The following is a 22,265-nucleotide window of genomic DNA, read 5'->3' as shown; positions in this document are numbered from 1 at the left end:
GTTGAATGGCTAACGCCTTCAGCCGGTATCCTCTTTTTTTACATCTGTTCATGACCCTTACTGAACGAAAGAAAACCTTACATAATTAGTAATAAAATTACAAAATAATTGCGTGACAATTCAGATTACTTCCCCTAAAATGAGGAAAATGATGCCGTCGTCATCCTGTTATTACATCTCTGTGTAAGGTGAGCATCGACAAATAGGGATAGATAGGGAGGATTTTGTTTTGGTGAAGTCAAGTAAATCAACATGGAAGCGGACACTCTCGGCCGTTGTAGCAGCCGGCTTAACGGTCTTGCCGTTTTCCGCGGTAACGTCTGCGGCCGATGGCGGCACGACGGTAGAGCTGAGGATTATGGAGACTACGGATCTGCACGTAAACATCGTGAACTACGATTATTTTGCGGACAAGCCTACCGACGAGTACGGCTTTGCCAAGACGGCGACCCTGATCAAGCAGGCGCGGGAAGAAGCGGCGAACAGTCTCCTGTTCGACAACGGGGACCTGATTCAGGGCAACCCGCTTGGCGATTATGTAGCGACGGTGGACCCACTCAAGCAGGGAGAGACGCATCCGGTGTATAAGGCGCTAAATCTGCTTGATTATGATGCGGGGAATATCGGGAACCATGAGTTCAACTATGGGCTTGATTTCCTGAAGACGTCGCTTGGCGGAGCGGACTTTCCTTATGTAAATGCGAATGTTTATGTCGATGACGGCGATAAAGACGAGTCCAACGACAAGAACTATTTTACCCCTTATCTTATTCTCGACAAGGAAGTGAAGGACGAGGCCGGCGCCGTTCATAAGCTGAAGGTTGGCGTTATCGGTTTTGTGCCTCCGCAGATTCTGCAGTGGGATAAAGCCAAGCTGGAAGGCAAGGTTATTACGAAGGATATCGTGAAGACCGCCGAGAAATTCGTGCCGGAGATGAAAGCCAAAGGAGCCGATATTATTATCGCGATTCCGCATTCCGGCTTTGAGGATATTCCGCAGACGGAACAAATGGAAAATTCGGTGCTCTACTTAAGCAAGGTGAAGGATATTAACGCGATTCTGTTCGGCCATGCACATAAAGTGTTTCCGGACAAGTCGTTTGAAGGCAAGACGGGCGTTGACCTGACAAAAGGGACAATTAACGGAGTGCCGGCTGTAGAACCGGGCTTCTGGGGCAATAATCTTGGCATTATTGACCTGACGCTGCAGCTTGCGGACGGCAAATGGACCGTTGCGGATTCGAAAACATCGGTGAAGCCGATCTTCGATACGGTGAACAAGAAGCCGCTGGTTGATGCGGATCAGGAGGTTCTGGATGCGGTAGCCGAGGATCATCAGCATACGCTGGATTATGTGCGTGGACCGGTTGGCACAACCACGGCGCCGATTAACAGCTTCTTTGCGCTGGTGCAGGATGACCCGTCCATTCAGATCGTGACCAATGCGCAGAAATGGTACGTGGAGAAACAGCTTCAAGGTACCGATTACGAAGGGATTCCTGTCTTGTCGGCAGGGGCGCCGTTTAAGGCTGGCGGACGGCAAGGTCCTGCTTATTACACCAACATTCCGGCGGGCAGCATCGCGATTAAGAATGTAGCCGACCTGTATTTGTACTCCAACACGGTGAATGCCGTACTCGTAACCGGAGCAGAGCTAAAGGAATGGCTGGAATGGTCGGCAGGCCAGTTCAATACGATTGACCCGGCTTCGACGGAGAAGCAGGAGCTAATCAACTATGATTTCCCTACTTATAACTTTGACGTTATAGACGGGGTGACTTATCAGATCGATGTATCAAAGCCCGCGAAATATAAAGCTGACGGTACGGTATTAAACGCGAAGTCCAGCCGGATTGTGAACCTGAAATACGAGGGGAAACCAATCGATTCGGCGAAGAAATTCGTAGTTGCATCAAACAACTATCGCGCTTCGTCGAGCAAGTTCGCGAATCCGGACGGTAAGCGGATTATACTGGCTTCGCCGGACGAGAACCGCCAGGTCATCATTGATTATATTCGCTCGTTCAAGACCATTAACCCGACAGCAGACGGCAACTGGTCGCTTGCGCCGATCAATGACAAGGTGAATGTAGCCTTTAAGACCTCGCCGGATGCGAAAGCTGCGGCGGAAGCGGTCAAATCGCTTTCTTACGTAGGTCCAACGGAAGACGGCTATTCGGAGTTCAAGCTGAGCTTTGCGGCGGCACCGGCAACAACCGTTCCCGAGCCGCCGGCGAAGCCCGATCCAAAGCCGCCCGTGAAGCCGGAACCGCCGGCGAAGCCTGATCCAAAGCCTGATCCGAAGCCGGAGGCTCCTGCCGATATCGTCTACACCGTGAAGAAGGGCGATACATTATGGGGAATTGCTCGCCAATACGGCACGACCTGGCAGCAGCTTGCTAAATACAATAAGCTGAAAAATCCGAATCGGATTTACGTCGGCCAGAAGCTGCTTATTCCAGCCGGCAAATAAGAGGTGAATCCAAGATGACTCCCGAATATGTTCGGGAGTCATCTTTCATTTATCTGCTTAAAAGGAGCGATTAGGATGCACGAATTGTATCTGCGCAAGGAAGGGACTTCTCATCGGGATTCCAGTTGGGACAAAACCGGCGGCAATCGGGATTTTATGGAGATTAAAGCCGGAACGGCGGCGGTTATCTCCGATATTGAAGACTCCGGCATTATCAAGCATATCTGGATGACGATTGGGACCCGGGACAAATACGCGTTCCGTAAAGTGCTGATCCGCATGTATTGGGATGGGGAGGCCGAACCGAGCGTGGATTCCCCAGTTGGCGATTTCTTTGGGGTTGGGCATGGCGTGGCCAGCCACTATGTGTCCATGCCGCTTAACATGATTACGACCCAAGGCGTGGTGGAGAATAAAGCGGCCATGAACTGCTTCTTCGAAATGCCCTTCCGCCAAAGCGCGCGGATCGAGATCGTAAACGAATGCGAGAACGATATGGTGCTCTACTTCTATGTGGACTACATGAAGCAGCCGGTGTCCGAGGACAGCTTCTATTTCCATGCCTCTTGGAGAAGGGAGAATCCTACCAAGGGTACGGCGGATCTTGACCAGCTTAAGGCGGAGCAGGATCAGCAGCATAAACCGAATTACGCGCAAGACGATAAGGTGAGCGAGATTAAGAATCTGACGGGCGACGAGAACTACGTCCTGCTGGATGCCGAAGGCGAAGGCCATTACGTAGGCTGCAACCTGAGCATTGATCACATCAACCCTGTTCCGGGCTTCAGCTGGCCGGGCGAAGGGGATGACATGTTCTTTATTGACGGAGAACCGTGGCCGCCGCGCCTGCATGGCACGGGGACGGAGGATTATTTTTGCGCCGCTTGGGGTTATCCGTCGGGTCAATACTACGCACCTTACCATGGATTATCGCTCTATGCGCCCATTCGAGAGAACGGCGATGCGTGGAAGGAGAGCAATACGATCTCGTTTAACGATTATTCCGGCAAAATGACGCAATACCGCTATCATATAACCGATCCGATTATTTTCAGAAAATCCATCCGCTTCAGCATCGAACACGGGCATGGCAATTGTCAGGCCAATGACTATTCGTCCGTTGCGTATTGGTATCAGCGCGAGCCGCATAAGGCTTTCCCGGAAATGCTGCCCGTAGAGCTTCGCCTGCCGCTTGCCGAGAAGGACAGCGCGAGAAGGTTCTACCGGACATTTTAATTTTTTTATAAAGGAACGGCTTATCCGTGGATGGGTTGTTTTTTTGGTATTGTCCATCCGTTCAGGTTGCGTTAGTCTGTAGGAAGAAGCAGGTACAGCATGCCGCAGGCTGCGGCAGAAATGGAGAACCAGGGCAATGACAGGCACAAGCAGCGCCGGACGGCGCAACGTAGGCATCTTCGCGCATGTGGATGCGGGGAAAACAACAACAACCGAGCATATGCTGTTCGTCAGCGGACGGACGCGTGCGCTTGGCAGCGTAGACGCGGGGACGGCATTAACGGATTGGCTGGATGTGGAGAAGGAGCGGGGCATCTCGGTACGGGCGGCAACGACATCCTTCGTATGGCGGGATACAACGATTAATCTAGTGGATACGCCGGGGCATGTCGATTTCCTGTCGGAGGTCGAGCGTTCGCTTCGGGTGATGGACGGCGCCGTGCTGATCGTATCCGCGGTGGAAGGCGTGCAGGCGCAGACGGAGATGATCTGGAGCGCGCTGCGCAAGCTGGGTATCCCAACGATTATATATATCAATAAAATGGACAGGATCGGCGCTGACCGTAAAGCGGTACTGCGGGATATCCGCAGCTATCTGACGCCGGATTTCATAGAGGTGCAGCATCCGATCGGAAGCGAGCAGCAGTTCGCGGGCTCTGCGGATTTGTGGGGAACGGATGCCGACGAGGAAGCAAGAACCGCATTAGTGGAAGCGGTTGCGGAACGAAATGAGGAGCTGCTTCAGCAATATATAAGCGGCGAAGCTGGGGATTGGAAAAGCCACGCTTGCGGAATGACGAAGCGAGCGGAGCTGTTCCCGGTGTTGTACGGCGCGTCCGGCAGAGGAATTGGCATAAGCGAGCTGATGGATGCCGTCATCGATTATTTGCCTGAGCCAGGCGGGAACCGGGAAGTGCCGCTGTCGGGTATTGTGTTCAAGATTGAACGCGACAAGACGATGGGGCGCATGGCGTTTGTCCGGCTGTACGAAGGAACGATGCGTAACCGGGACGTGATCCGGAATCATACGCAGAATATCGAGGAAAAGGTTACGCAAATCCGCAAGGTAGAGGGTAGCCGATCGGAGGACCTAGGCATGCTGGAAGCGGGCGATATTGCAGCCGTATGCGGCATGTCGCATGTGCGGATCGGGGATATTATCGGCGTTCCCGATGCCGTGCCGGAGGAAGTGCGGCTTGCGGTGCCGCTGCTTACGGTGCAGGCGCATTGGGCTGATCAGCAGCAGTATCCCGCCGTTGTCGCGGCGCTTCAGGAGCTGTCTGACGAGGATCCGCTGCTGGATGTGCAGTGGCTGCAGGACGAGCGGGAGCTGCACGTGAAGGTGATGGGGCCGATTCAGCTCGAGATTCTGACAAACGTGCTGGAGAACCGGTATGGTCTGCAGGTGAGCTTCGGCCAGCCTTCCGTCATTTACAAGGAGACGCCAACCCGGCCGGGCGAGGGCTATATCGCGTATCTGATGCCGAAGCCGTGCTGGGCAATCCTCCGGTTCCGCATTGAACCGGGCGAGCGCGGGAGCGGTCTGCAATACGAAGCGTTTGTCCGCTCGGAGGATTTGCTTCCGCAATACCAGAACGAGGTGGCAAGACGCGTGCCGGAGGCGCTGCAGCAAGGGCTGAAGGGCTGGGAGGTCGTTGACCTTAAAGTTACGCTGATCGAAGGCCAGCATCATGTGTGGCACACGCATCCGCTTGATTTTGTCGTGGCGACGCCAATGGCTATTATGAACGGACTGGATTCGGTAGGCACAAAGCTGCTTGAGCCGGTGCTCCAGTTCCGAATCGTTGTACCGGAGGAGAACGGAGGCCGCGTCATGAATGATATTGTCCTGATGCGGGGCACGTTCGAGGCGCCAACGCTGCAGGGCGATCGGCTTCTTATCGAAGGGCGCGTGCCGGCGGCAACGTCGCTGGAATACTCGATGGAGCTGAACTCGCTCACGAAGGGGCGCGGCACGATGGCGACCTTCTTCGCCGGTTATGAAGAATGCCCTCCGGATGTAACGGCGGAACGGACGCGCCGCGGCGTGAATCCGCTGGACCAGTCCAAATATATATTAAGCGTCCGCAAGGCGCTGCAAGGATAAGAAAAGCTGGCCGCTTCCCGTTACAAGGGGGCGGTCAGCTTCTTTTTCAATAAACATAGTAGACAAGCAGGTAAGTCGCAGCCGAGAGCAGCACGGTAGCGGCTGCCATCGCGGCAAGCGGGCGCAGCGCTTTGTCTTTCAGGGAGCGCAAATCCACGTTTAGCCCAAGACCAACCATAGCCATCGCAAGCAGGAAAGACGGGGCTTTCAGCAGCTGATCGGATATATGAGCCGGCAGCTCAAGCGGTGTGCCGGGCGTCAGGCTTCCGAAGAGACTCATAGCCGCGAAGCCAAGCAGGAACCACGGGAAGGCAATGGTTGTTCCGGAGGCGTTATTGCTCCTGTTCTTGCGCTTCATGATCAGCATCAGAATAAAGCTGACCGGTACGAGCAGCAGCACCCGGCTTAGCTTCGCAAGCAGACCGGCGTTAACGGCGTCCTGACCTGCTGCGGCAGCAGCCAGGGGGACATGGGCGATTTCATGAAGCGTAAGGCCGCTCCATACTCCGTATTGTCCGGCTGTAAGCGGAAGCAGAGGCTGAAGTACGGTATAGCCGATTGCAGCGGCCGTGCCGATCAAGGCGATCAGACCGGCGCTGACCGCGGTGTCTTCATCGCGGGCTTTCACAATGGGGGATACGGCAGCAATAGCCGCCGCTCCGCATATGCCGGTGCCGATGCCAAGGAGCAGGGACAACGGAGCATCGGCCTTCAGCAGACGGGCGATGCCAAGGGTCAGGCTGATCGCAAGAATGATCGTAACGGCACCCTGCAGCAGGAGGGCTGGACCTTGATGGAGCAGCAGACTGATATTCAGCCGTAGTCCGCATAATACAATTGCGAGCCGAAGGAGATGCTTCGAAGCGAATTGAATGCCTGCCCGGAGTCTCTCCGGGTAACCTAGAAATTGCCGGGCGATAATGGTGCCAGTCAGCGCCAGGGCCATCTGACCGAGACGATCAAGTCCCGGCAGGCGGGCCAGCTCATAGGCGGCTGTTGCAACCGCGGCCGTCAGCAGCAGGCCGCACAGCCAGTTCAGCGGCTGGAGGAAACGTTTATTTTTGGGAGTAAAGGTAGAATGGGTTAACGTACTCATCTGTCGTCACCTCGACGTTTGTTGTTGGTTGATGAGTTTAGTTTAACCAGATCTTTACGATAAGAAAAATAAATAGTTATAATCATTATAATAATAAATTACTTATGATGGAGGTTGATTGAAAGCGTGGATCAGTCGTTACTTGTGTTTATGACGGTTGCGGAGATGCGTCATTTTACGCGTGCCGCAGAGGCGCTTCATATGACCCAGCCGGCCGTCAGCCAGCATATTCAAGCGCTGGAGAACAACATCGGAACCAAGCTGCTCGACCGCAGCAACAAGCATGTCCGGTTAAGCAAAGCAGGGGAGATTGTGTACAAGCATGGCAAAGAAATAGAGGGATTGTATACCCGCATGCAGCGGCTGGTAGACGATCTGATGCATAACGCCAGCGGCTTGCTGTCCATTGGCGCCAGCTATACGTTTGGGGAATACGTGCTGCCTCATGCCATCGCTTATTTGCAGCTGCACTACCCGCTCATTAAGCCGACCATTACAATCGGCAACACAAAGGAAATTAGCTCGCTAGTTGCCGAAGGGCAGCTGGATATCGGCATTGTCGAAGGCGAGCTGGAGCATGGGAAGCTGTACGCCGAGTCTTTGGCCAAGGATCGGATGTACGTGGTGACGGCTTCGTCCCATCCCTTTGGCTCGGCTGACGATATTGATGCCATAAGGCTTCAGCAGGAGACCTGGATCGTTAGGGAAGAGGGCTCGGGGACACGGGAGGTGACCGAGCGGATGTTCCTCGAGCAGGGGCTGAATCCGGAGAACCGCATGGTATTTGGCAGCACTCAGATTATTAAGGAGTCCGTCGAAGCGGGCCTTGGCGTCTCGTTATTGTCCCATTGGGCGGTGCGCAAAGAGATCGTGCTTGGCACCATCAGCAAGCTGACCGTTGGCGGCAGGCCGGTGGAACGCGATTTCTCGCTTCTAACCGGGTTGCATCAGCAGCATACGAAGGCGGCCGAGGTGTTTATCGGGATTTTGCGGGAGCGAAAGGGCTGGCCGGAGCAGGCATAAAAGAAAGAAGGCTGTTCGCCTCGTCATTAGATGTGAGGTGAACAGCCTGCGGTATGAATCTCAACCTTCAGAAGCAGCCTTCTCCGCCGCTACCTTGCGGCGATACTCCAGAGCCGGCAGACCGCCCCAGCCCCAATTATCGGTATCGACTTCTTCAATAACGACAAAGGTTTCATTTGGCCACCGCCAGCGGTTTAACCGTTCTAAGGTGCTCGACGTAGGCTTTACTGCTTTGAGCCAGACGCTCAGGCGTTACATCGGATGTATCGTTCACCGTGAAATGCGGAAGGTAGACGGCGCTGATGAAACGCGCGCTCGCTTGAAGCGGCGCCAATATTTGCTCCAGCGTAAAGCCGTTGGAACCGGTTGGCTGATACGAATCCGTCGTGCCGTAAGTCGAGATCGCGGCCCCGATTTCTTTGCCTTTTGTTGCGGTAGCTTCCGGACCGTAAGCCCAATTGTACTGCAGTACGGAATCGAACCATCTTTTAAGAAGCGGCGGCGTGCTGTACCAGTAAAGCGGGTATTGGAAAATGATGCGGTCATGCGCTTCCACAAGCTGCTGCTCGCGCTGAACGTCGATGTTTTCGGTCGGATATTCCTTGTAAAGATCGTGAATCGTGATGTCGCCTTGTTTCCTCAGCTCCTCGACCCATGCTTTGTTCCAGTTGGATGCTTCCAAGTTAGGATGCGCTACGATAACGAGTGTTTTCATTTGATTTTCTCTCCATTCGTTTGTTGGTTTAAGAGCTTTTGTCTATCTACTAAAAGGTAGATTAAGTGGTGAAAAAATATCCGCTTTGCCCGTTAAGTTAAAGCGGATATGACTCCATCGGCAATAATCGTAAACCGGTTTACATCCCGAAAGCTTCTTGCCAGCAGCTGAGCCCCTTGAAGCGAGGCCAAAACGATATGTGCCTGCAAGCTTGCCGCGCCTTCAAAACGTAATTCCCCTTCACGGCGTCCTTCCTCCAGAACGCGCTCCACCCACGATAAGTTGGCGGTAAAGAAATCTGCCAGCTTTGCCCCAACCTTCTCCGAAAGGGTAGCCAGATCCGAAGAGAGCATTACGCTCAGGCACGTGCAATAACTATCGACCGGGATGCTGAAGATATTGACGTATTTGCGTATCTTGTCCAGATTGTTCTGCGTATCGGCGTCAATTTGAGCCACGGTAGCCAGGAATCCCTTATGATACCGGGTAATTAACGCTTCCCCTAGATCCTCCTTATTCGGAAAATGGTAATGGATGCTTGCTGTGCGGATACCAACCTTTTCAGCAATGTGAGCATAGCTGAAGCCGTTAAATCCGACTTCCTGCACAAGCGCTTGGGCGGTATCAAGGATCAAATCAGCCGTGTTTTTGTTACTGTTCATGTACGCATTCTACCTTTCAGTAGGTATAAAAGTCAATATCCTGTTTCATCCAAACATTTGAAGGATGTCCTATGCCTGCCGATGCGAATCCGTTTGCCTAAGGCAAACGGTATAGCGCAAAAGGTTCGCCATTACGGAATGAACGGCTTAAAGCATCCAGCTCGTCTAGTAGCGCCGCATCAAGCGGGAGCTCCACGCTGCCTAGATTATGCTCCAGCTGCTCCGTGCTGGTAGCGCCAACGATAACGGTGGAAACGGCAGGCTGCTTCATCAGCCAAGCCAGGGACAAGACGCTTGCGGAGCAGCCAAGCTTACCCGCCAGCTCGCTGACCTGGCTTCCGAGCGCAAGATTGTTCTCGCCGAAGAAACGGGTGAAGCCCGGGTTGGTCGCAGCGCGCGAACCGGCAGGGGCTTCTTCGCCCGCGCGGTATTTGCCGGTAAGGATCCCGCCTGCCAGCGGGAAGTAAGGAATAATGCCTACGCCTTGATCGAGGCATAGGGGCACAAGCTCGCGCTCCGGAGTCCGGTCAGCCAGCGAATAGCTTGTCTGAATGGAGACGAACCGGTTCAGGCCAAGGCGGTCGCTAAGTCCAAGAGCCTTCATCAGCTCCCAAGCGGCATAGTTGGAGGCGCCGATATACCGGACTTTGCCGGACCGGATCATATCCTCGAGCGCCCGCAGCGTTTCCTCTAGGGGTGTCTCCGGGTCAAAGGTGTGAATTTGATACAGGTCAACGTAGTCGGTCTTGAGCCGTTTCAGGCTGTCTTCCAGCTCCAGCATCAGATGGTAGCGGGAGGAGCCTTTCGCATTGGGACCTTCTCCTCTAACGAGCCCGGCTTTGGTTGCCAATACAACCTCATGGCGTCTGCCCGCAAGCGCTGCGCCGATGATGGATTCCGAAGCCGTTGCCGAGTAAATATTAGCCGTATCGATAAAATTGATTCCGTGGTCGATGGCCGCGTGTAAAATGCGCGCCGAAGCGGCTTCGTCTGCCCGCGAACCAAAGGAGTTCGTACCGAGGCCTAGCGCGGATACCTTCAGTCCGCTTCCTCCCAGCCGGTTGTATAACATCGTTAAGGTCATCCCCTTTTCTTGGATCAAAAATAATGTTGCAGTTAGTATAGCAAAATGTGGGCATTACAAGCTATATGCGAATCAGGCTTGTCGTGCTATATTTGACATAAAAGTAAAGCGTTTACTTATACTTAAATTAAGGGGAATTTAAGCTGTATCGATTATAGTAGCAGTATAGAGCAACATTTTGTCCGAAGGGGATGGGGAAAATGACGCGTCTGCCAGTTACCTACTCGATTATCGTGCCGGTCTGCAATGACGAGGAATCGCTGTTTGGCGCCTATAAGCGCCTGAAGCAAATCATGAAGCCTGCCGCCGCCAGCTACGAATTTATTTTTGTCGATAATTACAGCACAGACCGTTCGGCTGATATGCTGCGCGTCTTTTGCGCGGCGGATATCCGGGTGAGAGTTATCTATTTGTCGGCCCGCTGCGGCCATGCTGCCGCGATCGCGGCAGGCATTGACCATGCGGTAGGCTCGGGAATCGCCATTATGGAAGTGAAGCCGGTAGACCGTAAAGCAGACATGGCCGAGCTGGCAAGCCCGCATCCGGCCTATACGATCCGGTCGATGGAAGGCTTTACTCATTCCCCGCTGTGGGAGGCTATTCCGGCCGGCTAGAGGCTACAGCCAGGCATTCAGCTGCTGCCGCAGCTTCTCCGAGACCGGAGTAAGCGGCAGACGGATATGCTCCGAGGCTATGCTGCCTCGCCGCGCAAGAAGATATTTTAACGGAGCGGGATTTGGCTCCCGGAACAGCAGACGGATCAAAGGAAGCAGAGCGCCGAAGGACTGCCTGCTTGCTTCAAGCTGGCCTTGCATGAGCTGCTCATACACCTCTACGAAAGCCGTTGTCCGGACGCTAGCGGATGCGAGCATGCCGCCGGCTGCGCCGCAGCAGAGCATAGCGTGGAAGTAAAGATCTTCTCCGCATAATACCGGCTTGTGATCACCGCTGCTTGCAAGCTCAATCATCAGCTCGATTCCGCCGGAGCTGTCTTTGATTCCGATAACGCCGTCCAGGTCCAGAATGGCGCGGACCGTATCCGGAGCAAGGCGTATTCCAGTGCGCGAAGGAATCTCATAAGCGACGATCGGCAGGCCCGTGCTTGCTGCCTGTCTGTAGTGCTCGATGATGCCCTCCCGGGAAGGACGGCTGTAATAGGGCACAACAACAAGGGCGGCATCCGCGCCAAGCTCCCCGGCAAATGCGGTTCTCCGCACGGTGGAAGTCGTATCGTTCGTTCCCGTCCCAACAATGACCGGCCGGTTCGCAGGCCCGCAGACCAAGCGTGCGGCTGCCGTAAGAGCCGCCATTTCCTCCAGCGTGACCGTCGGGGATTCCCCCGTTGTTCCGTTTACCACGATCCCGTTCACGCCATCCTCAACCAGCTGCTTCACATAGGATTCGAATGATCGGGTATCCACTTCTCCGCCAACCTCCATAGGCGTTACCACCGGTACGTAAATTCCTTTCAGACCTTGTTCCGTTAGCATTTCCAGCGCCTCCCGTTTGTAATTATGAATTCTGTCTTTACTGTAGCATGGCTGAAGTATTACAGTTATCTATAATGATTCATGATTAGCATCAATAATTTTAATAATTAGGCAAAAGCCGAGGTGGGAGCATGGAGCTGGTTTATTTGCAGACCTTTTGCGAGGTAGCGAGAAGGCGGAGTATTACACGCGCCGCGGAAGAGCTTGGTTATGCGCAGTCCAGCGTAACCATTCAGATTCAGAAGCTGGAGAAAGAATACGGAGCGCCGCTACTGGAGCGGTACGGCAGGCAGATGCGCCTGACGCCGCCCGGCGAGAAGCTGTTTGCGCTCGCCGTTCAGATGCTGGAGCTGTACGAGCAATCGAAGGAAAAGGTCGCGGGTTACGCGGGAGGTACGCTTGTGATCGGCGCAATCGATTCGCTGGCGGCTTACTTTCTGCCTCCTTACCTGCAGAAGCTGCGCCAGCTGTTCCCCGAGCTGACCATCCAGCTTCAGCCGGACCGCGAATCGCACATTATCAGCAAGGTGAAGGACGGCGAATACGATATCGGGCTGCTGCTTGACGCCAAGCCGGCCGATGCGTCGCTGGAATGCCGGCCGCTGCGGGAAGAGCCGCTGGTACTGGCTGCGCCGGCAGATCATCCGCTTGCCGGCCGTCCCCGGATTGAGCTGCAAGATTTGAGCGGCATAGAGCTCATCATGTCGGAGGAAACCTGCGTGTACCGCGGCATGTTCGAGAAGGTGCTGCGGGAGAGCGGGATCGCCTTTACCGCCTTGTTCGAGCTAGGCAATCCGGAGGCGGTGAAGCAATGCGTCGTGAACGGTCTAGGCCTCGCGCTGCTGCCCCGCATGGTAGTCGCGGAAGATATTCGGCAGGGACGAATAGCCGCTCTCCCGTTCTCCCATCCGGAAATCCGCTTTGACCTGCAGTATTTGATTCATCCCCGCAAATGGATGTCCCAGCCGCTTCAGGCGTTTATCGCTCTGCTCAGCGAAGGGGAAGATCATAAATAAAAGGACGCGAGGCTGTTCCTCCACAGGAGCAGCCTCGCGTCTTTCTTATTTTTTTTTATTCCGGATGATTATGCGCAGCCTCGCCAACCGTATACGGCGATGTTATGCCTTCGTACATCAAATGCATCGTCATGCCTGCCGCCGCATGGGCGAGATTATGGCAGTGGTCCATCCACAGTCCCGGGTTATCGGCAACAAAGGCAACTTCGTAGACATCTCCCGGAGCCGCATCAAGCGTATCGGTCCACCAAGGGCTGCCGTCTACGGCTTCGCCGTTCCGTGAAAGAACCAGCATATGATGCCCGTGAAGATGCATCGGATGCTCAACGGCGCCGCGGTTAATAATCGTTGTTTTCACAAGCTCGCCTTCGCGGACCATAAACATTGGCGTATCCGGGAAAACTTTGCCGTTAATCGTATAATTTAGCGCGAGTTTGCCGTTAAAGAACCCAAGCTGGTTATCCAGCACCATCGTAAATTCGCGGTCGAAATGGCTGTTTGCGTCAAAAGGCGTTGCAGCCGGCGTCCCGTAATGGGTAGGATCAAAGATTGGCAGGTTAGCGATTTGCTTAGGCAAATCGCCTTGTCCGTCCGGACTCATCACGATGCCTAGCTTACCGCCTAACCCCACGTTTAAGGTAACATGCGTGTCCGGCATGGTGAAGGTCACGTCGTATCGGCCGCCCGTAATCAGATCAAGTCTGATCTTATTCAGATCCTGCGGTTCGTGAAGCTCCGTCCCGTCAATGGCCGCTACTTGAAAAGGGGCTCCGAGCAGCACGTAGGACTGCCGTACCCAGTCATCCGTATTGATAAGGCGAAGACGTACTTGAGTTCCCGGCGCGATCTTCGCATGCTGGATGCCTTCGTTATCTCCAATGGCAACGCCTTGGTGATCCCAGATATGGGTCATCACCGTGATATCCTTCGTATGGGGTGGTATTCCTTCCTCCGGCTCTACCACCAGCGGGCCAAACAGCCCTTTTTCAACGGCTTCCTGCGAATCCTGATGGGAATGGTACCAGAAGGTTCCAACCTGATTGGCTACGAACCGGTACGTATAGGTCTCGCCGGGCATGACGGCATTTTGCGTTGCTCCGGCTACGCCGTCCTCCGCATTGGGAACATCAAGGCCATGCCAGTGCAGCGTTACGCCTTCTTCGATATCTTTGTTAATCAGCTTGACCTCGACCAGCTGTCCCTTCTTGAAGCGGAGCTCCGGTCCGGGAGTTTGACCGTTATAGGTCCAGGCCTCTACCGTTCTTCCGGAAGCCAGCGCAATGATCTTCTTCTCGGCAGTCAGCGTAAAAGATACATCGGCTTTTCCTTCCGCCGGACCTGTCAGGCTGCCGACTGAGATCTCCTTCACGGGTTCAGACGAAGCGGTAACGGCAGTGCCGTGATGATTATGGGCAAGAGCCGTACCCGTTCCATTGTCCATCGGACCTTCCGTCATGGAGATCATTCCGGGCAGCTTGCTGGCCTTTAGTCCGCTGTAGAACGGGATGCTGCCTATTGCCAGGACAACCGCCAATACGGCCATCCTGCGCAGGAACCGCATCAGGGGACGGTTAACCGGCTTTGTTCCCGTCAGGCTGACTCTTGAACTGCGGTTAAGATGGGTCAGCCATAGGACCATGCCGGCGATAAGAAGCAGTACCAGCGGGATTGTTCCGTTCATGACGTCAAACGGAATCGAGGTCGTAAACGTCCAATACATGCCGGTCAGAGAGCCAAGCGCTACGAATTGGTAAGGCGCAACAAGCGCGGGCTGCGAAGCTCGGCTCAGCAGTCTGACATCAAGCGGCGCATCCGACTTGCGCATGGTCGCCTGACGAATGCGGCGAAGGCGGGGCAGCGCGCCAAGCCATATCATCAGCATCGGAACAATAAGGAGGGGCGGGACGAGCAGGCGGTCCAGCCAGAAGACGGAATCCGTAACCGCCATAAGCCAGATGATGCCTGCAAGAACACCCGCGGAGGAGATGGACAAGAAGACGGCCCAGGTTATTAATTTACGTGCTTTTCGGTTCAAATTCGCCTCTGATCCGCTGAATAGCAGGGCGGACGCCTTGTTGCCGGCAATCCAGGCGAGCAGCAGGGTAAGAAGCAGGAAGCCCCTTGCCACGCTAATAGCTGCAAAGTACATACAATCGATTCCTCCGTCCCGGACATTGCCGCGGAAAATAGTACATCGGATTCCAAGAAGCCAGGGAAGCTATCCTGTCCGCGATGTGATAATATAGTCATAGTTCATTGTAGCGCGGGCGGATAACCGCCTTAACCGTCCTGAGAATGGATTCGAACTGGACTTTGGGCCGGGAGAAGAAACGTTTGCCGGCTGTAGCCGTATTGGAGATCTCTAGCTAAATGCTTACGAAGTAAGAATTGTTTACAAGCGGCATAAGTTAGCCGCTAACTAATCATCAATTCTTTAGCTAATGCTTACGAAGTAAGATTGCTTATAAGCGGCATATGATAGCCGCTAACTAATCATCAATTCTTTTAAGGAGGTGAATGCATTGTTAGAGCTGCAGGATTTAATCCCGTATTTTTTCTCGATCAGTATTTTATGTTCGATGGCTTATCTGGCGTATTTCGCCCATCAGAGCGTTGACGCGGAGTTTAATACCTTGCAGAAGCGGGTTGTATGGGAGCCGATTGTTCCGATTGTCGTGGTCATCAGCAGGCTGGAGAGGATCCAGCATTGGCTGGCCCGAAGGATTAAGCGTAAAGAAGCACCGGATGGTGAATTAGCGGATTGTCGCGCTTCGTTTGTGGAGATTACAGAGCACGCACACAAACGAGGAGGCTATTATGAGCAAAAACAATGCATTCACCGCTTTTACTAAAAAATACAGAATTCTCGCAGCCATCGCGATTCTTGTGATCGTCAGCGGCTGCGGCGCAAAAGGAACGATTGATTCCGACACGCCGGGCTTTTTTAACCACTATGTCGTTTTCCCGTTCTCCTATCTGATTCAGCACATTGCTTCTTTCTTTGGCGACAGCTACGGCATGGCCGTTATCGTGATGACGCTGCTCGTGCGGGTCGTCCTCTTGCCTCTCATGCTGCGGCAGTATAAAGGCCAGCAAGGCATGAAGCAGAAGATGAGCGTTATTCAGCCGGAGCTGAACAAGCTGAAAGAAAAGTACAAAGAGAAGACGCCTGAGAACCAGGCCAAGCTGCAAAAAGAAACCATGGAACTCTACAGCAAGCATCAGTTTAATCCGATGGCGATTGGCTGTCTGCCCATGCTGATTCAGATGCCGATCCTGACAGGCCTCTATTATGCGATCAAGATGACGCCGGAGCTTGCCCAGCATTCGTTCCTATGGTTCCAACTCGGCACGCCGGATCATATTCTGCCGTTCCTAGCTGCAGCGATTTATTACGTGCAGTTCCGCGTATCGCAGATTGGCGTGGACTCTGCCCAGCAGAAGCAAATGGCGATGCTTGGCTTGCTCTCGCCGGTCATGATGGGGATTTTCTCCTTCAGCGCTCCGGCTGCGGTGCCGCTGTACTGGGTTGTCGGGGGAACGTTTATGATTATCCAGACGCTTGTGTCGAAGAAGCTTTACCCGACGCTGCCAGCAGCGGGGGCCAACGATACACCGGCTGTTTCGGCAAAATAATGAGATAAAGCAGAAGGACGCATGGCCTGTTTGTACAGGCCGATGCGTCCTTTTATTTTCCCGTATTTGACGGTATTTCGCCGTAAGGGGCTGTTTACCTCACTCCGTAAATGTTATACTTGATATAGCTCCTTACCGCGAGCCGTCAGCCGGTCCGCTGGGAGGCGGCGCCGTTGCGCCCTTTTTCGGATACCTATCGATCAGTTTACTTGTTGCATCCGGCAAGACGATTTGCGGCATCTCCTCTGTAAATAAGCCGAATTTCGGATCGATATCTCTCTCCGTAACGAGATCATCCTTGCCCGCCATCGCCCGTTCACACTCCCTTTTTTTTAGCTCCTGCCGTTAGCTTGCCCTATATTTTCACATACCATTACGATTACATAAGATCTTTGCACGAGCCCGTCCGGTATATTTTTTTGGTATACCTGTCTGCCCGAGGTTACAATAAAAGGAGGATATGGCTCGGAATATTGATTGAAAAAGGAGGCGTTTTTTCGATGATGAAACATTTTCCGGCAAGTGCCCGCCATTCTGTCGATTTGGGATGGCTCCGCAGCGCGATGAGCTTCTCGTTTGGGGAGTACTTCGATCCCGACAACTCGAGCTTTGGCGTCATGCGCGTATTAAACGATGATACGATCGCACCGGGGCGCGGCTTTGGCGCGCATCCGCACAGCGAGATGGAGATCGTGACGATTCCGTTGACGGGAAGACTGAAGCATGAAGATAACCTTGGCAATATCGAAGTAACATCGGCTGGCGAAGTTCAGCGCATGTCGGCGGGAACGGGAATTATTCACGCGGAATACAACGATTCAGATACAGAGGAAGGCACCTTCCTGCAATTGTGGTTTATGCCGAAAGAACGGGGGCTCGCTCCCTCCTACGAAATGGCGAGCTACGATGAAGCGAAGCTGCAGAATGCGCTGTTGCCGGTTGTGACGCCGGATGGCGCAGGGGATACGGCAAGCATCAATCAGGATTTGACGATCTATCTGGGCCGGCTGCAGCCGGGCAGAAGGATCTTTTTCAATCAGAAAACCGGACGCCGCGCTTTTGTTATGGTGCTGGAAGGAAATCTGAACGTAAATGGCATTGCGATGGGACCCAAAGATTCGATTCGCGCGGAATTCGAGCCCGATTTTGTGTTGTCCGCCGAAGAATCCGCCTTTGTGATGTTGATTGATCTGCCGTAAGGCATGCTTGCGAAATGTGGCTGAAAGAGAGCTATATGCTTTTTAGGAGGGTTCAACCATGAAAGAACAGTTACTCATCAAACACGCCGTAGGCGGCAGGACTTTTGTGGATTCATCCAAGCAATCGGTGTCTTACGAGGTGACGCATGAAGCGGGGCAGTGGCAATTCGACGTGCATACGCCAAAGCATGCCGGAATAGAAGAGATCCTGAAGTGGAAGCAGGAGCTGAATGTTTTTATTTTCCGGACTTACGACGACGGTCGCCCAACGCTGAAGATCTGGTATTCGGTTGCGGCCGATACGGTTAAATACGATGCGGCAGGGGAAAAGCTGACGTTTGCGGCGGTTTCCTGCATTGAATATATCCCGAATGAATTCGGCTATAAGCTATAAATGTAGTGCCAGGGAAAACGGCGTTCTAACCCTACATAGTTCAAGCTCTTTCGCTTCCTGACGGAGGCGGGGGAGTTTTTTTTTGCGCCTGCTCTGCCGCTTACAAATTTTATGTATGAAATCGGCGGTTATAGGCACTCTAAAGTGACGGAGGTTATGGAGTCCGTACCAGATTAACCTGTAGAAGGAGGCATACATACCTATGTATAACAGAAAAAAAATTCAGGAAGATATTCCGGAGGTCATCACGAAAGTTTGGTCATGCGCAAGCGAGGACTGCAATGGCTGGATGCGGGCCAACTTCTCTTTTGACCAGACGCCGACCTGCGTGTTGTGCCAATCTCCTATGATCAGCGGGGAGCGGATGCTTCCTTTGATCGTGAATTTGAATGATTCCGTTAAGCTGAGTGCTGTCGTTAATACGGCCGAATAGTTGGATCGCGCAAGAGGGTGCCCATGGGGGCATCCTCTTTTTTTGTTTCCTTGACAGGGATGGGAATCGTCATTAGAATTGTTCCGATAAAACGGTGCTGGAGTGGTTGTCTAATGGGAAAAGATAAGGAATCCGCGCAGACACAGGCACCAAAAGCAGTCTTGTGGATGGCTTTGCTGCTTGGCTCATTGTCTGCGTTTGCTCCTCTGTCCATCGATATGTATTTACCGGCTTTGCCGGAGCTTGCGAATGATTTCGGCGCGGGGACGTCGATGTCCCAGCTTAGCTTAACGGCCTGCCTGCTGGGCATTTCGCTGGGTCAGCTGTTTATTGGGCCGATCAGCGATGTCAGGGGCCGGCGGAGGCCCTTGTTAATTGGACTTATCGTTTATATTGCGGCTTCGATTCTATGCGTGGCGGCGCCTTCCATCGAGACCTTTGTCCTGCTGCGCTTCGTGCAGGGCTTTGGCGGCGCGGCGGGAATCGTTATTTCGCGCGCGGTTGTCCGGGATTTGTTCGAGGGAGCGGGAATGACAAGGTTTTTCTCGATGCTGATGCTGGTGAACGGGGTAGCCCCAATCGCGGCTCCGATTGCCGGGGGACAAATTCTGAAATGGACGGAATGGCGCGGCGTATTTATGGTTCTGACCGTGATTGGCGCGGTTATGCTTGCGGCGGTATGGTTCGGGATGAAGGAATCTCTTCAGGAAAAGAACCGTTCGCAAGGCGGGGCTCGCAATATGCTGACGAAATTCCGCGGATTGCTGACGGACCGCGTATTTATGGGCTACGCGCTTACGCAGGGCTTTGTGGTAGCGGCGATGTTCGCCTACATCTCGGGCTCGCCGTTTGTGATCCAGAACCTGTTTGGCGTCTCGCCGCAAGGCTACAGCTTGTGCTTCGCCGTTAACGGGCTTGGCATTATCGCGGCCAGCCAAATCGCCGGGCGTCTTGCCGGCAAGGTGAGCGCGCCGAAGCTGCTTGTTGCCGGACTTAGCTTCGCATTTGCGGGTGGGTTGGCGCTGCTCGTTTCGATTATAGCTGGCTGGGGGCTGTTCGCCGTGTTAGTGCCTTTATTCTTTGTGGTCGCCAGCGTTGGGATTGTGCAGACGGCAAGCTTCTCGCTTGCCATGCAAAACCAGCAGCAGGCAGCAGGCAGCGCATCGGCGCTGCTTGGCTTGCTGTCCTTTGTTTTTGGCGCCTGCATGGCGCCGCTTGTTGGGCTTGGCGGCAGCAAAGCTGCGCTGCCGATGGGGATAGTTATCGCCGCGGCGGAGACCGCGGCTGTGCTTAGCTATGTGCTGCTCGTTCGCCGGGCGCGCTCGCGCTAGGGCGGCCGGTTAAGGCATAGCTGCAGTTGTAGGGCCGATAAGACCCCTGTTGGGGTCTTATCGGCCCTTTTTTGCCCTGGTGCGGGCGTTTAACGCCCTCGCAGGGCCTTATCATCTCGCCTGTGGCGGTTTGGTTTATGCCGCTTCGGGGGGTGCTAAGTTGCGTTAAGGCCCTTTAGGGGTCTTAACCATGAAAACTAGCTGCCTCTCCTGGCCTTTAAGGTCCCTTAGGGACCTTATGCCGTCTCTGACTGCAGCAATCCGCCGCCTCTTGCGACTTTTCTGGTAGGTTAAGGCCTTTTAGGGACCTTAATCATTAAAACTTGCTACTTCTCCTGGCCTTTAAGGTCCCTTAGGGACCTTAAGCCGTCTCTGACTGGACATTACTGGCAGGTTAAGGCCCTTTAGGGGTCTTAACCATGAAAACTAGCTGCCTCTCCTGGTCGTTAAGGTCCCTTAGAGACCTTAAGCCGTCTCTAACTGCAGCAATCCGCCGCCTCTTGCGACTTTTCTAGTAGGTTAAAGTCCTTAGGGACCTTAACCTACCATTAGCGTTAGCTTCAGGCTGCGTTGGACGTAGCTAAGGATATAGAAAAAGAGCTTCCGACAGGCCGTTCGGACCTTCAGAAGCTCTTGATTATGTCATCTTAGGTAAAGAGGAGGGGAGGCTGCCAACTGCAGCGCCAGCGCGTATGTTACATTACTTCACGCTGCCGATTGGGGAGGGTGTTCCTTCGCTGAGCAGGCTGCTGCGCCAAGCTGCGTAACGCTCCCATGCAGCCCCGCTGTCGAGCAGCGCTTTGCATTGGTATAACGCTTCTTCGACGGAGTCGGCACGATCAGCCAGACGGAGCCGAACCGCTGCATTCAGCAAAACCTGGTTCACGTAGCCGATATGGGCTTTGCCTTGCAGGACGGCCTGGGCGGTCTCGATCTGCTCGGCAGCGCTCCATTCGGTCTTCTCCGGCAGCGTTGCCTCCAAGCCGAATTCCTCCGGATCAATGACATGCAGCCGTGCTTCGCCGTTCTCTACGATATAGGTGCGGGTAGGGCGCTCGATAAACAGATCTTCCGAGCCTTCCGTCCCTTGCACGATAAGGGCCCGGCGGTATTTCAAGTCGGTGAGCAGCTTGCTCATCCGATCAAAGACGGTATTATGGAAAACGCCAAAGACAAGGTACGGCGAGTGGGAGAAATCGATCAGCTTCTCCGCGGTGTTCAGCACTGTACGCATGCCAAGCTCTTCGCGGATGCCCCGAAGCTCACCCAGCGGCGGGCACCATTCCTCGGTGTCGACGAACAACACGCCGGTTGCTTTAGCCGCCTGCACGACGCGGTCCCGCATAAGCTGAGCTTTGCCGATGCCTAGCTCGGCGAGCATATCCAGCAACGTTACGCCCCATTTCGGCGGCAGCGACTTCGCGCCGTGCAGCGTAACGGGAAGACCGGCCGAAGCAAGCAGGAAGGCCGTAGCGAAGGAAGCGAAGAAGGTTTTTACCCGTCCGTCGTAAGGCCCCGCGCAGTCCAGTCCTTCTTGAATGGGAGCACGGTAGGCGCTGTTCCGGCATACGTTCACGAACGCTTCCAGCTCCTCGACGCTTTCCATCTTAATCCGTTCGGCAATAAAAAAGGCGCCCATCTGGGCAGGGGTCGCTTTCCGGCTCATGATCCAGTCGGCCGCTTCCAGCGCCTCTTCATAGGTTAAGTCCCTGGCGCCTCTTTTTCCGCGGCCGACTTCTTTTAATAGTGTAGTAAACATCGTCAGCACCCCTTTATTTCTGCTCTTGCAGCAGCTGATAGACTTTCACGATGGATGTCGCCACATCCACGATCCGCTTCCGCTCATTCATCGCCTGCTTGCGCAGCAGGTCGTAAGCTTCCGCCTCGGATACCTGCTTTATTTTACATAGGATACCCTTCGCCATGTCAATCCACTTCCGTTCTTCCAGCCGCGCCTCTAGTTGCTTTCGCTCGTTCAGCCATTGCTGCCGCTCGAAGCTCGCCTTCGAGCCGAAGTGAAGCGCCCAGTGGAGCTCCTGCTCGCTCATTGAAGGCGTGAGAATACCGTCGATCGGCAGATCATCCTCGCAAAAGGCGGCGGACATCGTTGCCGTATCCGCGCTGCACCACCAGAGCATAGGAAGCCTCTTCCGCTGCAGAAGCCGGTTGCCCCATGCCTTCACTTCGCCTAACGGCAGATGAAAAATGACCGCATCGGCTTTTGGCAGATGGTTTTTGGCCGTCTCATCCGAGCTTGCATACAATACGGAATAACCGTATCTCTCCAGCAATTGCTCCAGCGGCAGCGCTTCAGCTTTTCCTCCGGGATTATCGATCACTAACAGAGAACGCATGTCATCCTCCTCTTCC

At 54.1% G+C, this 22,265-nt stretch carries 21 protein-coding genes; 12 read left to right on the top strand and 9 right to left on the bottom strand.

The genetic code is table 11. The annotated features are described in order from the left end of the window. The first annotated feature begins 232 nt into the window (after window positions 1–232). The 3 genes from WFJ73_RS20835 to WFJ73_RS20825 all read left to right on the top strand — a co-directional run bounded on the left by WFJ73_RS20835 (window position 233) and on the right by WFJ73_RS20825 (window position 5,816). A complete protein-coding gene (locus tag WFJ73_RS20835; protein WP_442955979.1) occupies window positions 233–2,473 on the top strand; it encodes a bifunctional 2',3'-cyclic-nucleotide 2'-phosphodiesterase/3'-nucleotidase in 2,241 nt (746 codons plus the stop codon). 75 nt (window positions 2,474–2,548) lie between these two features. Then, window positions 2,549–3,709 carry a glycoside hydrolase family 172 protein gene (locus WFJ73_RS20830; RefSeq protein WP_336774871.1) on the top strand — a complete coding sequence of 387 codons (1,161 nt, stop codon included), beginning with the start codon at window positions 2,549–2,551 and terminating at the stop codon, window positions 3,707–3,709. A 136-nt stretch (window positions 3,710–3,845) separates the two neighbouring features. After that, window positions 3,846–5,816: a translation factor GTPase family protein gene (locus tag WFJ73_RS20825; RefSeq protein WP_336774870.1), complete on the top strand. Its 1,971-nt coding sequence runs from the start codon at window positions 3,846–3,848 to the stop codon at window positions 5,814–5,816. A 46-nt stretch (window positions 5,817–5,862) separates the two neighbouring features. Here WFJ73_RS20825 and WFJ73_RS20820 read toward each other — a convergent pair whose 3' ends face one another. Continuing rightward, on the bottom strand, window positions 5,863–6,912 hold the full coding sequence (locus tag WFJ73_RS20820; protein ID WP_336774869.1) for a YeiH family protein: 1,050 nt from the start codon (window positions 6,910–6,912) through the stop codon (window positions 5,863–5,865). Between the two features lie 126 nt (window positions 6,913–7,038). Between WFJ73_RS20820 and WFJ73_RS20815 the strand changes: the two genes are divergently transcribed. After that, window positions 7,039–7,935: a LysR family transcriptional regulator gene (locus WFJ73_RS20815; protein ID WP_336774868.1), complete on the top strand. Its 897-nt coding sequence runs from the start codon at window positions 7,039–7,041 to the stop codon at window positions 7,933–7,935. A 172-nt stretch (window positions 7,936–8,107) separates the two neighbouring features. Here WFJ73_RS20815 and WFJ73_RS20810 read toward each other — a convergent pair whose 3' ends face one another. The 3 genes from WFJ73_RS20810 to WFJ73_RS20800 all read right to left on the bottom strand — a co-directional run bounded on the left by WFJ73_RS20810 (window position 8,108) and on the right by WFJ73_RS20800 (window position 10,384). Then, window positions 8,108–8,650, bottom strand: coding sequence for an NAD(P)H-dependent oxidoreductase (locus WFJ73_RS20810; RefSeq protein ID WP_336774867.1), 543 nt, complete (start codon window positions 8,648–8,650; stop codon window positions 8,108–8,110). 92 nt (window positions 8,651–8,742) lie between these two features. Then, window positions 8,743–9,312 (bottom strand): TetR/AcrR family transcriptional regulator, encoded by a 570-nt coding sequence (locus WFJ73_RS20805; RefSeq protein WP_336774866.1) that lies wholly within the window; start codon window positions 9,310–9,312, stop codon window positions 8,743–8,745. A gap of 97 nt (window positions 9,313–9,409) precedes the next feature. After that, complete coding sequence (locus WFJ73_RS20800; RefSeq protein WP_336774865.1) at window positions 9,410–10,384, bottom strand: aldo/keto reductase; 975 nt, start codon at window positions 10,382–10,384, stop codon at window positions 9,410–9,412. A gap of 212 nt (window positions 10,385–10,596) precedes the next feature. Here WFJ73_RS20800 and WFJ73_RS20795 point away from each other — a divergent pair, with 212 nt between their 5' ends. Beyond that, complete coding sequence (locus WFJ73_RS20795) at window positions 10,597–11,010, top strand: glycosyltransferase (protein ID WP_336774864.1); 414 nt, start codon at window positions 10,597–10,599, stop codon at window positions 11,008–11,010. Between the two features lie 3 nt (window positions 11,011–11,013). On the opposite strand, the gene dapA is transcribed toward WFJ73_RS20795, so the two are convergent. After that, complete coding sequence (gene dapA / locus WFJ73_RS20790) at window positions 11,014–11,886, bottom strand: 4-hydroxy-tetrahydrodipicolinate synthase (protein WP_336774863.1); 873 nt, start codon at window positions 11,884–11,886, stop codon at window positions 11,014–11,016. 131 nt (window positions 11,887–12,017) lie between these two features. Between dapA and WFJ73_RS20785 the strand changes: the two genes are divergently transcribed. Beyond that, entirely contained in the window at window positions 12,018–12,902 is an 885-nt protein-coding gene (locus WFJ73_RS20785; RefSeq protein WP_336774862.1) for a LysR family transcriptional regulator, read from the top strand. A gap of 55 nt (window positions 12,903–12,957) precedes the next feature. Here WFJ73_RS20785 and WFJ73_RS20780 read toward each other — a convergent pair whose 3' ends face one another. Further along, window positions 12,958–15,051, bottom strand: coding sequence for a multicopper oxidase family protein (locus WFJ73_RS20780; RefSeq protein WP_336774861.1), 2,094 nt, complete (start codon window positions 15,049–15,051; stop codon window positions 12,958–12,960). 373 nt (window positions 15,052–15,424) lie between these two features. Here WFJ73_RS20780 and WFJ73_RS20775 point away from each other — a divergent pair, with 373 nt between their 5' ends. Beyond that, on the top strand, window positions 15,425–15,754 hold the full coding sequence (locus WFJ73_RS20775; RefSeq protein ID WP_336774860.1) for a hypothetical protein: 330 nt from the start codon (window positions 15,425–15,427) through the stop codon (window positions 15,752–15,754). Then, window positions 15,720–16,538, top strand: a complete 819-nt coding sequence (gene yidC / locus WFJ73_RS20770) for a membrane protein insertase YidC (protein WP_336774859.1) — start codon at window positions 15,720–15,722, stop codon at window positions 16,536–16,538. The genes WFJ73_RS20775 and yidC overlap by 35 nt, the downstream gene beginning before the upstream one ends. 132 nt (window positions 16,539–16,670) lie before the next feature. On the opposite strand, the gene WFJ73_RS20765 is transcribed toward yidC, so the two are convergent. After that, window positions 16,671–16,847, bottom strand: a complete 177-nt coding sequence (locus tag WFJ73_RS20765; RefSeq protein ID WP_336774858.1) for a hypothetical protein — start codon at window positions 16,845–16,847, stop codon at window positions 16,671–16,673. 191 nt (window positions 16,848–17,038) lie between these two features. Here WFJ73_RS20765 and WFJ73_RS20760 point away from each other — a divergent pair, with 191 nt between their 5' ends. From WFJ73_RS20760 to WFJ73_RS20745, 4 genes are all read left to right on the top strand, one after another. Beyond that, a complete protein-coding gene (locus WFJ73_RS20760; protein ID WP_336774857.1) occupies window positions 17,039–17,737 on the top strand; it encodes a pirin family protein in 699 nt (232 codons plus the stop codon). 58 nt (window positions 17,738–17,795) lie between these two features. After that, a complete protein-coding gene (locus WFJ73_RS20755) occupies window positions 17,796–18,131 on the top strand; it encodes a hypothetical protein (RefSeq protein ID WP_336774856.1) in 336 nt (111 codons plus the stop codon). A 202-nt stretch (window positions 18,132–18,333) separates the two neighbouring features. Then, the gene (locus tag WFJ73_RS20750; protein ID WP_336774855.1) at window positions 18,334–18,564 is read left to right on the top strand and encodes a cold-shock protein; all 231 of its coding nucleotides are present in this window, start codon (window positions 18,334–18,336) and stop codon (window positions 18,562–18,564) included. Window positions 18,565–18,677: 113 nt separating this feature from the next. After that, a complete protein-coding gene (locus tag WFJ73_RS20745) occupies window positions 18,678–19,895 on the top strand; it encodes a multidrug effflux MFS transporter (RefSeq protein WP_336774854.1) in 1,218 nt (405 codons plus the stop codon). A 700-nt stretch (window positions 19,896–20,595) separates the two neighbouring features. Here WFJ73_RS20745 and WFJ73_RS20740 read toward each other — a convergent pair. After that, window positions 20,596–21,654 carry an anthranilate phosphoribosyltransferase gene (locus WFJ73_RS20740; RefSeq protein ID WP_336774853.1) on the bottom strand — a complete coding sequence of 353 codons (1,059 nt, stop codon included), beginning with the start codon at window positions 21,652–21,654 and terminating at the stop codon, window positions 20,596–20,598. 13 nt (window positions 21,655–21,667) lie between these two features. Then, window positions 21,668–22,249, bottom strand: coding sequence for an ANTAR domain-containing response regulator (locus tag WFJ73_RS20735; RefSeq protein WP_336774852.1), 582 nt, complete (start codon window positions 22,247–22,249; stop codon window positions 21,668–21,670). Between the last annotated feature and the right edge of the window lie 16 nt (window positions 22,250–22,265).

Origin of the sequence: Paenibacillus sp. MMO-58 (assembly GCF_037146255.1) — a bacterium.
GTDB lineage: Bacteria > Bacillota > Bacilli > Paenibacillales > Paenibacillaceae > Pristimantibacillus.
Note: the sequence above shows the minus strand (reverse complement) of the source record. Positions and strands in the feature narration are given on the sequence as shown.

Excerpts from the sequence above, each read along its gene's own strand:
- WFJ73_RS20830 (WP_336774871.1), top strand. The coding sequence starts at position 2,549 with ATGCACGAATTGTATCTGCGCAAGGAAGGGACTTCTCATCGGGATTCC.
- WFJ73_RS20825 (WP_336774870.1), top strand. The coding sequence starts at position 3,846 with ATGACAGGCACAAGCAGCGCCGGACGGCGCAACGTAGGCATCTTCGCG.
- WFJ73_RS20820 (WP_336774869.1), bottom strand. The coding sequence starts at position 6,912 with ATGAGTACGTTAACCCATTCTACCTTTACTCCCAAAAATAAACGTTTC.
- WFJ73_RS20810 (WP_336774867.1), bottom strand. The coding sequence starts at position 8,650 with ATGAAAACACTCGTTATCGTAGCGCATCCTAACTTGGAAGCATCCAAC.
- WFJ73_RS20805 (WP_336774866.1), bottom strand. The coding sequence starts at position 9,312 with ATGAACAGTAACAAAAACACGGCTGATTTGATCCTTGATACCGCCCAA.
- WFJ73_RS20800 (WP_336774865.1), bottom strand. The coding sequence starts at position 10,384 with ATGTTATACAACCGGCTGGGAGGAAGCGGACTGAAGGTATCCGCGCTA.
- WFJ73_RS20795 (WP_336774864.1), top strand. The coding sequence starts at position 10,597 with ATGACGCGTCTGCCAGTTACCTACTCGATTATCGTGCCGGTCTGCAAT.
- dapA (WP_336774863.1), bottom strand. The coding sequence starts at position 11,886 with ATGCTAACGGAACAAGGTCTGAAAGGAATTTACGTACCGGTGGTAACG.
- WFJ73_RS20785 (WP_336774862.1), top strand. The coding sequence starts at position 12,018 with ATGGAGCTGGTTTATTTGCAGACCTTTTGCGAGGTAGCGAGAAGGCGG.
- WFJ73_RS20780 (WP_336774861.1), bottom strand. The coding sequence starts at position 15,051 with ATGTACTTTGCAGCTATTAGCGTGGCAAGGGGCTTCCTGCTTCTTACC.
- yidC (WP_336774859.1), top strand. The coding sequence starts at position 15,720 with ATGAGCAAAAACAATGCATTCACCGCTTTTACTAAAAAATACAGAATT.
- WFJ73_RS20765 (WP_336774858.1), bottom strand. The coding sequence starts at position 16,847 with ATGGCGGGCAAGGATGATCTCGTTACGGAGAGAGATATCGATCCGAAA.
- WFJ73_RS20760 (WP_336774857.1), top strand. The coding sequence starts at position 17,039 with ATGATGAAACATTTTCCGGCAAGTGCCCGCCATTCTGTCGATTTGGGA.
- WFJ73_RS20755 (WP_336774856.1), top strand. The coding sequence starts at position 17,796 with ATGAAAGAACAGTTACTCATCAAACACGCCGTAGGCGGCAGGACTTTT.
- WFJ73_RS20750 (WP_336774855.1), top strand. The coding sequence starts at position 18,334 with ATGTATAACAGAAAAAAAATTCAGGAAGATATTCCGGAGGTCATCACG.
- WFJ73_RS20745 (WP_336774854.1), top strand. The coding sequence starts at position 18,678 with ATGGGAAAAGATAAGGAATCCGCGCAGACACAGGCACCAAAAGCAGTC.
- WFJ73_RS20740 (WP_336774853.1), bottom strand. The coding sequence starts at position 21,654 with ATGTTTACTACACTATTAAAAGAAGTCGGCCGCGGAAAAAGAGGCGCC.
- WFJ73_RS20735 (WP_336774852.1), bottom strand. The coding sequence starts at position 22,249 with ATGCGTTCTCTGTTAGTGATCGATAATCCCGGAGGAAAAGCTGAAGCG.